This is a genomic window from Anoxybacillus mongoliensis, from assembly GCF_014201515.1.
Taxonomy (GTDB): Bacteria; Bacillota; Bacilli; order Bacillales; family Anoxybacillaceae; genus Anoxybacillus; species Anoxybacillus mongoliensis.
This window is the reverse complement of the sequence record NZ_JACHEQ010000022.1, coordinates 1-14332: the sequence shown is the minus strand read 5'-3', so window position 1 is coordinate 14332 and position 14332 is coordinate 1. Positions and strand designations below refer to the sequence as shown.

The following is a 14332-nucleotide window of genomic DNA, read 5'->3' as shown; positions in this document are numbered from 1 at the left end:
CGATGGCATATGAGAAGATGTATCAGCAAGGCAAAAAGCAGTGAACTCTTCTCTCCACAAAGTCACGATATAAGGGACATCTTTCCTCTTGAGGACACCAAACGAAGTGCGGTAGTAGGGTTTTAAAGTTTTTCTCGATTTTACGTGTCTATTTTCTTGACATAATACCACCCTAAATCGTGTTCGAAAAAAAGACCAATTCGAAATGGCGGAAGATTTGAAACTCATTTATCGATCTCCGAGTAAAGAAATCGCATTGGAGATGTTTCGACAGTTTGAATCGAAATGGTCAAGCAAGTATCCGAGAGAAGTGCAATCTTGGGCCAATGAGTTGGATGTCCTCCTCACCTTTATGAATTATCCAAACAGTATTCGAAGTGTAATTTACACGACGAATGCCATCGAACGAACGATCAAGGAGATTCGGAAACGTCTAAAACCGATGAACAGTTTGAGCAGTTTAGAAGCCGCGGAAAAAATCGTGTATTTGACCATTCAAGATTTTAATGAGAAATGGGCAGGGCGAAAGTTGCGAGGATTTGCCGAAGCGCAGGAAGCCCTCGAGCGAATGTTTGAAGAACGTTATCATTAACCAAATACTGTAAATATCAAAGTAAGGGGATGCTCCCTTTCCGCATAGGAGACAGAATATTCTGTCTCCTATGCGGAGGAAACCGACTCCTTATCCATTCTAAATCCATTCAGAGATACCCTATCTATCTTTCATTACACAAAATTCTTGACGGTACCATTTTTTTTGTTATAATTAGTGCAAAATTTGTAAATAATTTTGTATAATAGTAAGTGGTAAATTGTATAAAATGGTATTTTATCCCAATTAATTTTTGGAAATAAAGTTAGAAATGCTTCTTTTTTACTATACAGTTAGAAAAAAAGGAAGGTATTCCATGCATAATAAGCAACAAGATATTATGATTGACTACTTGGCCAGCTTAGGAGAGAAGTTTGCAGAGCAAATTTTAATTAATAATGATATTGTTGATAAACTTTGGTCTCAAACGGATGAGCTCGGGACTGTTAGAGAAGAAGTTACACATTTAAAAGTTGTCCATGAGGAAATAGAAAAGCTAATAAGAAAGCTAACAAATGACGTTAGTGATGGCATTAGTGAAGTAAAAGAAGCAATTAAAGAAAATTCGAATCATCTACTTGCAAAAAATGAACAGTATATAAAGGTTTTAAAAGCAATAGAACATAGTATTGAGAATCAGAATAAGCTTATTAATTCTATACATACTAAGCTTGAAACTCACATTTCTACGGAGTTTAGTAAACAAGTCGCTCTATTAAAAGATATAGATTTAAAACATAAACAAAAACAAGAGGAATTGTTTCAGAATATAGATTTCTCAATTGGTTTATTGGAACAAAATCAAGAAAATAGTGTTAAAGCTATAAAAGATCATATAAAAGCAATCAGCACAAATCATTCAAGGGATTTAGACAGGGTTAAAGATAGGCTTGTAGAACTTGAACGAAAAGTGTCGAAAGGCCAACTATGGAATTATATACTTTTATGTATCATTATTCTTTTAGCTTTTTTTCGGTAGGTGTGTGGTTTGGATAAAACGTATATTGTTTTTTATGAAGATTGTATTGAATGTTTATATAAACAACAATCGAAAGAGTTTCCAGCATATATCTATGAAAATATTAACGGGGATTTTATATTCGGAAGAAAGGCTGAGGTATTAAGAAATATCTGGCCTATACGGGATTCGGGATACTTTTTTGAACTATTACGCAAAGAAAAAGTAAAGAGTCGAATAGAGAAAATGATTAAAGATATTTTTTCCCAACTCACTAATAACTGTGTTGGACCATATGTTTTTGTGTTTCCTAATTCAATTTTACGATTGTATCGAGCAGAGTTACAGCAAACAATTCGTAGTTTAATCAAAGAATTTGAGATTCAAAGTTTTGCCTATTTTTATTTAAGTAGCCTAGTTAAAAATAAAAAGGTTGTCACAAAATACATCATGCATTTGTACAGAGGAGTAGAGGGAACGGAGCTTATATTATCTAAATTTGAAAAAAATAAGTTATTTGTCGAAAAAGAAATATATTTTTCAGATATACAGGAAGAAGTTTTGTTAATCAAAGCAATTAATAAGTTGTGTATAGAATTAAACATTAATTCACGAAAAGATTTGAGTATTTTTGCAAAATCTAAAGAAAAGTTTTCGAACAACTTTAAAGGGATATTCAAATATTTCTACGAAGATAATGGAAAGTCATTCCAAATAGGCCATATGATAACGGTTGAATACGGAGAAGGTTATAAATTATTAAAACATGAAATTGATTTAGAAAAGGTAATGACACAGCTCATCGAAAAATTACCTTCTCAAAGATATAAAGGAATATTTTTAGATATTTTAGCTTCATTTTCATATTATTCTAAGGATGATAAACAATTTCTAATTAATCTTCTTAAGCAAATGATTATAAAAGAAGAGGTCATAAAACAACAAGAATTAGAAAAGTTAAGAGATTTGTTTCTTTTAAAGCCACTAAGAACGCAAAAAGTTGGTATAGTAAGCCCGTTCACGTATGGAAAATCTACGGTTTTAAATGGTTTATTAGGTTTCCCTATATTGAAAGAAGCAATAACTGCTGAAACAGCTGTAGTTACCTATATTACATATTCACCGTACTTTTCATTATATTATGAGACGGAAAATGACATCTTTTCTAAACGTTATGATAGTTTTGAAGAATTCCGTAAAGATATTATAAAATGCTCTAGTGTAAAAGTTGTATCATCTGATTTTCAAAAAATTCATATCACATTACCTTTTGCTGGTCTATACAAATCGATTGAATGGATAGATACACCAGGTTTTTTTGGTCCTCATAAACATCATGATTTAATTACAGAAAATGCGTTAAAAGAGTTTGATGTAATCGTTTTTTTAATTGATCCTGAACAAGTAGGGAAAGAACAGTACATGGATAAATTAGTGAGATTTCGTAAAGAATTAGATGTTCCTTTTATATTTGCTGTTAATAAATATGATTTGCACTATCAATCCATAAATACAGTTATGGAAGAGATAAGAAGGTTGTTTAATCCAATTTTTAAAAATTCTCCTATTGTCTATATTTCTGGCTATTGGGCAGTTAAAGTAAAAGCATATGAAAAGAAGTTAATTAGTATTGAAGAGTTAAAAAGAGACAGGGATATGTTTTTAATCGACGACGATGGTATGTATTATCCAAGTCCGCTTTTAGAAGAACATCATCTTCCCAAAATATATGAAAACAGCAATATCAAAATCTTGGAGCAACAAATAAATAAATTCGTTAGGAGATTGCTACGAAAGGAGGAGATTCATGGATGAATGTTTCTATATTTTATGACACACCTAAGTACGTAAATCAATTTCGGATGTTCATAGAGTCAAAAAAAGAGCTTTTTCACTCATTTACATATGAATATATCCCTTTAGAAAAAGAAATACCTACCAAAGATTCAATCAGTATATTTTTACTAAATTGCCAAAGAGCAAACTCAAGTCACCTGACTAATACGATACAACGACTTAAACAACTCGGTGCCCACGATAAAAGTATGATTTTTGTTATTAATGATATTGAAAAAATATCGAATGAGGAAGTCGCCATTGTTTATAAAGATTTAGAAAAAAAATTGAGTAGACTGATAGAAGACCCGAAAATACTACTTGTTTCATTAACTGGGTATGAAGTTTTGCAAAGATATAAATCAGAGGGCGTAGTAAGTACTTTCTTATTCTCGAATCATAAGGATGGTGCGGTTAAAACGTTTCAACAGATTCTTCATGAACGCAATATTCAACTGCTAATAGAATATTCAGGTGTACAAAAGCTGGAAGAAGCAATAAAAAAACTTCTTAAAAAGGAGTTTTTAGCTATAAAGAGGGATCCTTCAAAAAAATATATATTTGCATACAGACTCGATCCATTATTTCTAAGGGAACTACAGAAAGATATTAGTTTATTTATACAGGTTATCGATACGGAAGACGATTTAGAGTTTTTGAGAGAAGAAGAGGAAGCCATAGTAGTTACTTCCCGATATTTTTATGAAATTACAGAAGATAATCTTAATAGTTATCGAAACATGATTTTATTAGTCGATGGTAGCAATCAAATACAATTATTTGAAATGGAAAAAACAATTGGGAAATGGAAACGTAAATTTCCAGATACACTATTTATACCAGTAAATAGCTATCCTTTATCTAAACTAGACAATATAGTAACTGAAGAATTAATTAAAGATAAAGATATTGTTATTGTTGATGATAATGGATTTCCTTTACCGAAAACAACAATAAAAAATTGGAAAAATGTTCTGTTTAAGAGTAGCGGCATAGATGTTGTTAAAAATGTATTACAGCAAAGACGGGAGGAAATATTTGTATGATTCAAAAGTTTATTGAAAAAAGAAATCGAATAATAGAGCTTATCGAAGAAGTCAAAAATAGTAATTATTTTTCTGATGAAGTAATTACTGAATCAGGTATAAATAAAAGTTTAGCAAATTTAAAGTCAGGTGCGTTTAAGGTTGCACTGATCGCTCCATTTTCTGCGGGAAAATCAACATTTATTAATGGATTGATCGGCGAAGATTTATTGTCTCGTAACATTTTAGCAGAAACAGCAACAATCACAACTTTAAAATATGGGAAAGAAAATAAAATAAAAGTTTATTATTATGACGGTACGGAAGAAGAGTACCCGGGTATAAATGATACACAAGTTACCTTTGAGGACTTAAAAAGATTTTTGAAAGAAAAAACGACGGTCACAAGGGTAGAAAGCGAAGAGGAGTTTGTTGTTAGGGTTGAAGATAGTGTTCGAGCAGTCGATGTGTTTTGGGATGTTGATTTGCTAAAAGATGGGGTTGAAATTATAGATACACCAGGATTGTATTCTTCTTATAAAGAGCATAAAGATATTACTGAACGGATTTTAACGGAAGCACATGCGATCCTTTTCTTAATTTCTCCGGACAGCGTAGGGGAAGTGCATTTTACCGAATTTATTTCTAATTATGTTGAAAATGCTAAAAGAAGCAACTTAGATGCGGAAGGAAAACATATCTTTTTTGTCATTACAAAAATAGATCGCTTTAAGAAGGAAGAGATTCAACATGCTCGTGAAGAATTGCTAAAAGTGCTTCAGCCGATTTTGCCAAATCCGCAAATTCTTGAAGTTTCCTCTTATTTTGCAATGAAATCGCGCATGTATGAAAAAGGGAGATTTTCTTTGCAGGAACTTCAGTCTGATCGAGATATTTTATTTATAGACGAGGAAACAGGTTATCCAGTTGCTGGTCCGCTACTAACAGAAGATAAAGTTCCGCTTATTAAAGAAGTCAGTCAAATTGAAAAGGTTGAAAAAACGTTAGCTGATTACCTTGAGTATAAAAATAATTATTTAATTGATGAAGTGATAAGTTTGACATTGAGTATGTTTGAAAGAGAACAGGAAGAATTACAACAAAGAATACAAATGTTAGAGAATAATTTTAAAAATGAAGAGGTTAATTACCAACAGAAATTAGAAAGTTTACAAAGGGATTTTGCACGTGATGTGGAAGAATTAAAACAGAAAACAGAAAAGAGAGTAATCGAAGAATTTGAATATAATGAACGGGGACAATCGCCTATTGTAAATTTGGTAAAAGAGATTCGAAAATACGAGACCCCTATTTTAACTGAACAAGTGAAAATTCAATCAATGAAAGCGTGGCAAGCAAGAAAAAACGAGTTAAATCAATACAATGGTAAACGTATTATGCAAGAAATCATTGATATTTTAAAAATTAATATACAGACAGCAAAGAAAACCTTTATACAAAAAGTTTTCCAACAATTAGAACGAAGATATACGAAAAGTATGGAAGAATTTATTGGGGCATTTAAAGATTTCGAAAAAGAAGTGCTTGATAATTTTGTGAAAGAGCTAGATTTGCAACCAATTGAAAATCATAGTTCTTTCTTTAATAAAGAGCAAGTGTTAAACGAAGTGAGAAATGAAGTAGAGAAGTTTTACAAAGAAACGGCTCTTGAATGCTCTCCGGCTATTAATGAAAGGATTGATGATTTAATCAATGAAAATACTTCTTATCGTCGAAAACCGGGACTTTTGAATGCGATTAAATCTTTTTTTGGAAAAGCAGAAATGATTAAAGAATTTAACCAATACCGTTATCAGCAAGATTTTAGACAGTTGGTCGATGAGGTGACTGATGAAAGTTTAGAAGTTTTAAGAATGGAAGTTACTGAGATTGAGTTCGCAATTGAAGAGAAAATTCGATTAATTAATGATAAAGTTAAAAAGGGATTAAAGGAAAAAATTGATCATTTCCAAAAATGGAAAACGAGAAATATGAAACAGCTTGAGGAAGAGCTGTCAATCAAAAAAGAAGATATGGAAGAAGCTATTTCGGCTATTGAACAAAAGGTTTCAAGTCTATCACTGAAGTATGAAGAAGTTCGTCAAAAGTATTTAGATATTTTAGTGTTGGAGGAGGGCGACATTAGTGAAGTTCAATCAGTATCTTGAAAATACAAAAAATTATTTGACTGATTATTATCAGGATTTATTAGAGCAGTTTCAAAGTCGTTCAGTAAACTCTTACCCACAATTAATCAAATTAGAAAAAGCTAGTATTAATCGTTTTTTTCAATCTCAACTAGATATTATTCTTTTAAATATACGTGACGAGTTAAAAAATTTTTTTGAATCAGAAGAGGCGAGTCAAATTTATAATGAATTAAAAACCAAAATTTCTCACAAAGAAATTTCTGCTATGGATTATAACTTTTCTAGTGATTCGAAAAAAGAATCTCTAGTTCAAAGAGTTGTATTGCATAGTAATTCTCAAAATAGAATGTTAAAAGGGAACAGCAATCAAAACATTATGTATGCTACCGCAGGAGGGGCTGTTGCAGGGGGAGTAGCAGGTCTTGCTCTTGGAACTGCAATTGGAAAACCAGCTATTCTTGCAATCACAGGTGTTATCGGCGGAGCAGTATGTGTATATCTTGTTGCATCCAGTTTAGTTAATAATTATGCGTCAGGTAAGGAGCGGACAAATATAAAATATGTAAACAAACAATCGGAAATTTCTATGACTTCGAAACAGCAAAAAGACAACACTTTGCCGATTGAAGCAGTTCTACAAAAAAGAAAGTATGAAGTAGAAGAGTATATTTACAATGTAATCATTAGTATTCAAAAAGAATATGAAGCAATACTGAAGAGAGCTAGTTAAAGGAGGAAAAAGCAATGCTGTTATTTATGGAAAATGAGATAATGCGTGATAAATATAATCAGCTCCTTCAGTTTGAGCCAACACGGCTGACAATGCCTTTTAGAAAAGGAAAGAATGGTAAAAGAATTGCTATACGCGAAATTCTTCTTTCAGAACAAAATTTAGAAAAAGTTAGTCAAGCGTTGGTTGAGTCGATAAATGAGCTAATTCTTTTTTTACAAGGGATGAATGAGCCATTCCAATTTTTTATAAATTTGGATGGGCAAGGGAAGGCAACTTTGTCTTTTGCTTTCCCTTATTACAGTGAAAGGGAGTCAAGTGATATACTTCAAAGTGCATTTACAGGTGTTATTACCGAGCAACAAGAAAAGGGAGTTGATAACTATCGTTACTATGGGTATGCGTTAGGAATTCCAGCACAAATTAATGAAGATTCGAAATCATGGATTAGAGCTGTGCTACGTTCGAAGTTAGAAGAAAAGTTTGAAATCATGATTTTGTGCAAGCCATTACAGACAGCTGAGATTATTGAGCTTACTGAAAATATTAGTTATGAATATAACCAATTCGCTCCATTGAGAAAAGTAACGCGTACAACTGGAGAACAAGAATCCGTGCAAACATCTGATTCGAAAAGTCATAATTCAAATAAAGGTATGGTTATCGTTTCAGAAAGCGAGAATATAAGTAGTAGCACTTCTAAAGGAACATCTAATTCAAAAGATGAATCAAGCGAGTTTGAAAACAGCTACATAACTAAGTATGTTGATATCTTATCTTTTCACTTAAAACGCTTGGAGCAAGGGGCAACTAGAGGGATGTGGCAAACTGCAATTTATATTGCTACAGATTCAAGAGAAATATTCTCTTATGTTAATGGAGCCCTTTTGACAACCATATTACCAGAATCCTATACACCTAGTTTTAAAGTGATTGAAGATTTGACAGTTAAGGAATTTTATGATTCGGGAACGCTGCCAGACCGTGAGCGAGAGAGCAATTTATTGAATGGATTTTTCAGTAGAGCAACTACAATTTTAACTTCTGATGAACTAGCTCATCTTTTGCTTCTTCCTGATGAAGAGTTCATAGGATATAGTGTTAGAAAAGTTGCAGATTTTAATGTAAATGTTGATCAAGAGAAAGGAATACATATCGGTCATTTGTATAGTCGTGAACGTAAATTACAGCAATGTTTTAAAATATCGGAAGAAGATTTAACAATGCATGGGTTAGTAACAGGAATCACTGGAAGTGGCAAAACGAACACAATATTATCATTGCTTGAAAATCTGAGTGTCCCTTTCCTTGTCATTGAACCAACTAAGCGTGAGTATCGCCACTTACTAAGTCGTAACAAAAATGTTCGTGTATATACTGTTGGAAATGAAAACATCTCTCCGATTCGCCTTAATCCATTTTATTTTCCAAAAGGTGTTTCTCTTCTGTCTCATATTGATTCTTTAAAGGCAGTGTTTATGTCGGCATTTTCGATGTATGCTTCAATGCCGAACATACTAGAACAATGTTTATATTCCATTTACAAAAAAAATGGTTGGAGTTTGCATCATTCCACGAATGTGTATGCTAGTTGTCATGAGGAAGCGACACCTTATTTTCCAACTTTACAAGACTTGTATGAAGAAATTGACGACTATGTTACTAAATCAGGATATGCAGAAGAACAAAAATCTAATATACGCGCCGCTTTACTAACTCGATTAAAAAGTTTGATGGTTGGTAGCAAAGGTTTAATGTTAAATACTAAAGAATGCCTCGATTTCGATGAATTACTTAGTTATCCTACAATTTTAGAACTTGAGGAAGTAGCGGATGATGACGATAAAGCTTTAATTATGGGGCTCTTTTTTATACGTTTGTCACAAGCATTAAAAATTAATAATGCTGGACAGATTGATCATCCGCTGAAACATGTAACAGTTGTAGAAGAAGCTCACCGTCTATTTAGAAATGAACAAATGACAAATCAAAATCCTGAAACTGTTAATATTCGTGGAAAAGCAGTAGAACATTTTTGTAATTTATTAAGTGAAATTCGTTCCATGGGCGAAGGGATGATTATTGTAGACCAAATTCCTACTAAATTAGCGCCCGATGCGATTAAGAATACAAATTTAAAGATTGTTCATCGACTCGTGTCATATGATGATATTGCAAGTATGTGTCAAGCGTTAGGTTTAGACGAAACAAAGGAAGCGTTTACTATTTCAAGATTAAAGAAAGGAGAAGCTATTATCTTTAAAGCTGGAATGGAGAGAGCTTCTCATGTGTTAATTTATCATAGTAAATCAAAGTTAACTTTTGTTTCAGATAATCAATTGAAAACAATTGTAGAAAAATTTAATCCATTTATTTATGAAAAGGAATTTATCGATCCAATTGCTGAAATTATTATGGAACAAGACAATTTTACTAAGAATAGAATTCTCGAACTTATACAAAAGCTTTATCGAAATTTAATGTTCGAAGATATTTTTAATATAAAAGAAGTGTTTAATTTAGTTGAAAAAAACATTTTACAAATTGTTTATAAAAGCGGTTATGAAATTAATAAAAATAATGAAGAGCAATTTTTAACTTCTATATTAGTTCAAAGTATAAATCAATTTTTAAATAATTATACTTACTTCTCAAAAATAAAAAAAATCTCCAATAAAATTAGAGAATATCTTCTCACAATGACTCGGTATCGTCATTATGAGTGGTCTATCAATGAGTTAAAATTAATTAACTATCGAAGAAGTACAAATCTTTATACATTACTTGCGGAAGCAAATGAACGTTTATTATCTGATGAACCGTATATGAACTTGTTGAATGAATCAAGTGTATTGGATGGAGAAGCAATTTTATTAGCGCAAAAATTGATAGAAGATAGTATTTACAACTTAAATTTTGCAGAAAATGATAAAAAACAAAATGTATATATTTTTTATGAAGTAGTAAAAGAAAAATTAAAAAAAGAATTTCTAATAACGTATAATTCTCCTAATTTTAAAATGTTATTAAAACGTGTTTTACTGATACTAACAGCAAAAGCAAACAAACCTCATTTGCAACAAATGTTCTCCGATTTAGTAGATAAGGGGGAATAGAAAAATGGAATTATTAACTTTAGCAGGTGCGACCTTAGAGAAAATGATAGAAACATCTTCTATTGAAGGCTTAAAGGAAGCATCTATTGAGTCTGCCTTAGAGACAATTGAAAATGCATCAGCCACGCCTGAAGCGTTAAACGCTTTTGAAAATATGGATATAGCAGTAGATGAAGGGATAAGGCAAGAAATAATTAGAATAGAAACGATTAATGATCATTTAGAAGGTACTGTTCACCCGGAAACAGGTGTACCATTTGAAGTGAAAGTAATTGAACTACCAGATGGCACAATAATCGAAGGAGTTTTTCCTCAGTTTGACTCTGTTTTTGATGTGCAACTACCTGAAAATATGTATTTAGATACTGATTATCAGCAATTTTCCTATGCAAATGAACAACTTAAAGAAGCGATTCAACAAAACCCCGAATTAGCTAAGCAGTTTAACGATCTTCAACTTGAACAAATTAAAGCAGGGGAAACACCAGATGGATTTACGTGGCATCATAGTGAGGAAGTCGGAAAATTACAATTAGTTGATGAAAGGATTCATGCGCTAACAGGTCATACCGGGGGACGGACTATATGGGGAGGAGGTTCATTATATCGTTAATAAACACTTAGGAGGGACAATTAAGATGTTTACGCAAATTGAATGGAGATTTACTAAATCACCAATTGATAGTGAAACAATTTCTAATATTGAGAAGCATTTTGATATAGAATTTCCAGAAGAATACAAGCAAATTGTATTAAATTATAATGGTGCTAGGCCGAAACCTAATGTATACGATACTGAAAAAACGAAGGGACGTACAGTTAAATCGTTATTATCTTTAAACCAAAAAGAAGAGGGAAATATTTTCGATGTAATGAATTGGATATCAGGAAAAATCCCTTCTAAATTTATCCCGTTTGCAAATGATAACAGTGGTAATTACTTATGTTTTGATTACAGTGAAAATCAAAAAAACCCGCCAATTTACCTATGGCTTCATGAAGAAAATAGGGTTGAAAAAGTAAGCGACAGTTTTGCAAGCTTTTTATCGAAGCTTTATTTACCATAACTACCCTTAGTTCCGTTGCTGTCAATTACCAGCAGCGGATTTTTTATTTAGGTTCTATGTCAATTGTTGGGGTGCACTTGATGTGAAGTGCACCTCCCTCTATAAAATAACGATTTTCTCGTTTTTTCTTTGAATTTCTTCGATTTTCATGAACATAGACGTTTTGTAGACATCAGAAATAAGGATAGATATTGAATATTTGTATTTGATAATTTAAAATTGAGCCACTTTTGAAGGGTTCGATCACATAAAAAATGAGCCACCTGATTTCCAATTTTCATTACCTCCCTTATGATTGAAAGTGCCTAAACTTTTCATCAGAGGGAGAGAAAAAGGATGATCAAGATGGCTCAATTTCATCATATCAAATTCTTGCATGAGGTAGAAGGGCTATCCCAACGACAAATTGCTCAAAAATTAGGGATTTCAAGAAATACCGTAAGCAAATATCTAAAACAGAATGAGGCTCCAACCACCATTCATCGGCAGAAAAACTATCATGGAAAGGAGTATTCCGATGAAACGAAGCGAGTCTTGCCCATTATTGATCAATGGCTCGAAGTGTTTTTGGCAATTAAAAAATGTATGAAATGGCAAATAAGGATATTCAATAATTTGTATAAAATTGCATACCTTTTGTCGCTTGACATGGAGCCTCTACGGGCATGGTTTCTGGCAAAGGGGGCAAGTCACAGGACTTTGCCGGGCATACAAGCCTATCATACCCGCCACTCCATGTAAAGCGGAGGATATGCAATAATTTATGCATACTCTTAACTGCCAAACACTACAATTCTTAATTGCCATAAACACTAGCTGGTCGTAAATACCGCGTATTTCATCCGCGAATAGCCTAATGTGGCCACAAATAGCGATAACTTGACTTTTCTCCCTTCGATTATCACCTCCCCGACTTCTTTCCAATCGACTTGCATTTGTTCACCAGGAAGCGTTTCATAACGAACGGTGTATTTCTTTTTCGCCGTCTCTCGGAAAGGTTTTATATAGTCCTTTAAAATCGTCTTTCCTCCTGTATAGCCCTGTTGTCGAATTTCGAAAAATAACTTTTCGCTATTGAACACCCCATCCTCTAACATTCGTTTTTGAAGATACTCTTTAAATGGATCTAACTTGCTTTTTCTTTGTTTTCGCTTAGATTTGGAAGGGGGATTGGGGGAGTGAATATATTTTCGAACGGTTTTCCGATCAATCCCCAACTCCCTCGCAATATCGGAAATACTCATTCCCCTTTCGTACATCTCTTTGATCATAAAAAATTCCCCTCTCGTAATCACGAACCATAGCTCCTCTCATTGACACTATGGTTCTATTGTAAGTGGGGAATTTTATTTCAGCTATATTGGGGATTTTATCATCGGCTTTAACAGCGGTTCGACCGCAGATAAAAAGCACTCACTCCCTTCTCCTTTTCCAGCATTTGTGTCATACTGTATGTAAGAGGAGAGGCACATGATGACGAAGGTTGAGGTAAAACCGAGTGTTTTGCAATGGGCGATGAAACGTGCGGATCGTTTGGATAATCTGAAAGATCAGTTTCCTCATATCGATAAATGGATTAGCCAGGAGAGCCAACCGACGTTGAAGCAACTCGAAAAGCTTGCGAAAGCGACGTCTATCCCTCTTGGTTATTTCTTTCTTCCGAGTCCGCCGGAGGAGAAGTTGAGCATTCCCCATTATCGTACGGTGAAGGATGAAGGAGCCACGCAGCCGAGTCCCAATCTTTTGGAAACGGTTCAAACGATGGAGAGACGGCAACAATGGATGCGCGATTATTTAATTCGATTAGGCAACCAACCTTTGGATTATGTAGGCCGTGCGAACTTATCAACGAATCCAAAGCTCGTTGCACAAAATATGAGAAAAACGTTAGGGTTAGAAAATGATTGGGCATCGAGGCAGCCGAATTGGCAGGAAGCTTTACGAAATCTCATTAAAAAAATTGAAGATATTGGGATTATCGTGGTCATTAACGGAGTAGTCGGAAATAATACGCATCGAAAATTAGATGTTGCTGAGTTTCGCGGCTTCGTCCTTATTGATGACTATGCTCCCTTAATATTTGTGAATGGGAGAGATGGGAAGGCCGCACAAATGTTTACATTGGCGCACGAACTTGCCCATGTTTGGTATGGGACTAGCGCTGCGTTCGACTTAGCCAATCTTCAACCTGCTGATATTAAAATTGAAAGTATGTGTAACGAAGCTGCAGCGGAGTTTCTTGCCCCTGAAGACGAATTGCTTCGTTTATGGAAGCGTGTCGGCACGTCAGAAGATCGTTTCAAACAAATCGCCAGCCATTTTAAAATCAGTGAAATTGTGGTCGCCCGCAGAGCTCTAGACTTAAAACTGATTACAAAAGAAGAGTTCTTTTTGTTTTATGAAGCGTATATTAAACAGCTCCGACAAGAGGCGGAAGAAACGAAAACGGACGGTGGGGGCAACTTTTATGCTATTCAAAATATGCGCATTGGCCGCCGTTTTGCTGAAGCGGTGATACGAGCTGCAAAGGAAGGAACGATCCTTTACCGTGAAGCCTATCGATTGACGGGGCTATCCGGAACCACTTTCGACAGGTTTGCTAAATATGTCGATGGCGGGAGATTTGTATGAGCTCTAACTATACGTTTGTGATGGATACGAATGGAAAGCGGCCGCATCATCAGTATTAGCAAAAGCAAACAGTGCCTGTCACTGTTCGCTAGGAATCGCTCCGTATATTTCTCTTTCAATCGGCGCAAAAAGTCGAGGAACGTTTCGGCATTGGCGGATGATGCGCGATGAAATACAACATCGCCTTGTTGAACATCGACGGCGCCAAAAATAGAAACGTGGGCGTG

Annotated in this window: 10 protein-coding genes and 2 pseudogenes; 11 read left to right on the top strand and 1 reads right to left on the bottom strand. The window is 33.9% G+C overall.

What is annotated here, in order from left to right:
- Positions 1-169 precede the first annotated feature (169 nt).
- The 10 genes and pseudogenes from HNR43_RS13715 to HNR43_RS14375 all read left to right on the top strand — a co-directional run.
- A pseudogene (locus HNR43_RS13715) lies at positions 170-592 on the top strand (transposase); the annotation flags it as partial.
- A gap of 316 nt (positions 593-908) precedes the next feature.
- Positions 909-1571 carry a hypothetical protein gene (locus tag HNR43_RS13710; RefSeq protein WP_183244656.1) on the top strand — a complete coding sequence of 221 codons (663 nt, stop codon included), beginning with the start codon at positions 909-911 and terminating at the stop codon, positions 1569-1571.
- A 9-nt stretch (positions 1572-1580) separates the two neighbouring features.
- Positions 1581-3365: a dynamin family protein gene (locus HNR43_RS13705; RefSeq protein ID WP_183244654.1), complete on the top strand. Its 1785-nt coding sequence runs from the start codon at positions 1581-1583 to the stop codon at positions 3363-3365.
- Positions 3362-4432, top strand: a complete 1071-nt coding sequence (locus HNR43_RS13700; RefSeq protein ID WP_183244652.1) for a hypothetical protein — start codon at positions 3362-3364, stop codon at positions 4430-4432. Before HNR43_RS13705 ends, HNR43_RS13700 begins: the two co-directional genes overlap by 4 nt.
- A complete protein-coding gene (locus HNR43_RS13695; RefSeq protein WP_183244650.1) occupies positions 4429-6579 on the top strand; it encodes a dynamin family protein in 2151 nt (716 codons plus the stop codon). Before HNR43_RS13700 ends, HNR43_RS13695 begins: the two co-directional genes overlap by 4 nt.
- Complete coding sequence (locus tag HNR43_RS13690; RefSeq protein WP_183244648.1) at positions 6557-7291, top strand: hypothetical protein; 735 nt, start codon at positions 6557-6559, stop codon at positions 7289-7291. Before HNR43_RS13695 ends, HNR43_RS13690 begins: the two co-directional genes overlap by 23 nt.
- A 14-nt stretch (positions 7292-7305) precedes the next feature.
- Positions 7306-10407, top strand: coding sequence for an ATP-binding protein (locus tag HNR43_RS13685; protein ID WP_183244647.1), 3102 nt, complete (start codon positions 7306-7308; stop codon positions 10405-10407).
- Between the two features lie 4 nt (positions 10408-10411).
- A complete protein-coding gene (locus HNR43_RS13680; RefSeq protein ID WP_183244645.1) occupies positions 10412-11020 on the top strand; it encodes an HNH endonuclease in 609 nt (202 codons plus the stop codon).
- A gap of 25 nt (positions 11021-11045) precedes the next feature.
- Positions 11046-11474, top strand: coding sequence for an SMI1/KNR4 family protein (locus HNR43_RS13675; protein WP_183244643.1), 429 nt, complete (start codon positions 11046-11048; stop codon positions 11472-11474).
- A 336-nt stretch (positions 11475-11810) separates the two neighbouring features.
- On the top strand, positions 11811-12215 hold the full coding sequence (locus tag HNR43_RS14375) for a sigma factor-like helix-turn-helix DNA-binding protein (protein WP_425486542.1): 405 nt from the start codon (positions 11811-11813) through the stop codon (positions 12213-12215).
- A gap of 74 nt (positions 12216-12289) precedes the next feature.
- Here HNR43_RS14375 and HNR43_RS13665 read toward each other — a convergent pair.
- Positions 12290-12769 (bottom strand): annotated as a pseudogene (locus HNR43_RS13665) (helix-turn-helix domain-containing protein); the annotation flags it as partial.
- Positions 12770-12947: 178 nt separating this feature from the next.
- Between HNR43_RS13665 and HNR43_RS13660 the strand changes: the two are divergent.
- Positions 12948-14105, top strand: coding sequence for an ImmA/IrrE family metallo-endopeptidase (locus tag HNR43_RS13660; RefSeq protein ID WP_183244641.1), 1158 nt, complete (start codon positions 12948-12950; stop codon positions 14103-14105).
- Positions 14106-14332 lie beyond the last annotated feature (227 nt).

Coding starts and splice junctions, on each gene's coding strand:
- HNR43_RS13710 (WP_183244656.1), top strand. CDS start 909: ATGCATAATAAGCAACAAGATATTATGATTGACTACTTGGCCAGCTTA.
- HNR43_RS13700 (WP_183244652.1), top strand. CDS start 3,362: ATGAATGTTTCTATATTTTATGACACACCTAAGTACGTAAATCAATTT.
- HNR43_RS13695 (WP_183244650.1), top strand. CDS start 4,429: ATGATTCAAAAGTTTATTGAAAAAAGAAATCGAATAATAGAGCTTATC.
- HNR43_RS13685 (WP_183244647.1), top strand. CDS start 7,306: ATGCTGTTATTTATGGAAAATGAGATAATGCGTGATAAATATAATCAG.
- HNR43_RS13680 (WP_183244645.1), top strand. CDS start 10,412: ATGGAATTATTAACTTTAGCAGGTGCGACCTTAGAGAAAATGATAGAA.
- HNR43_RS13675 (WP_183244643.1), top strand. CDS start 11,046: ATGTTTACGCAAATTGAATGGAGATTTACTAAATCACCAATTGATAGT.
- HNR43_RS14375 (WP_425486542.1), top strand. CDS start 11,811: ATGATCAAGATGGCTCAATTTCATCATATCAAATTCTTGCATGAGGTA.
- HNR43_RS13660 (WP_183244641.1), top strand. CDS start 12,948: ATGACGAAGGTTGAGGTAAAACCGAGTGTTTTGCAATGGGCGATGAAA.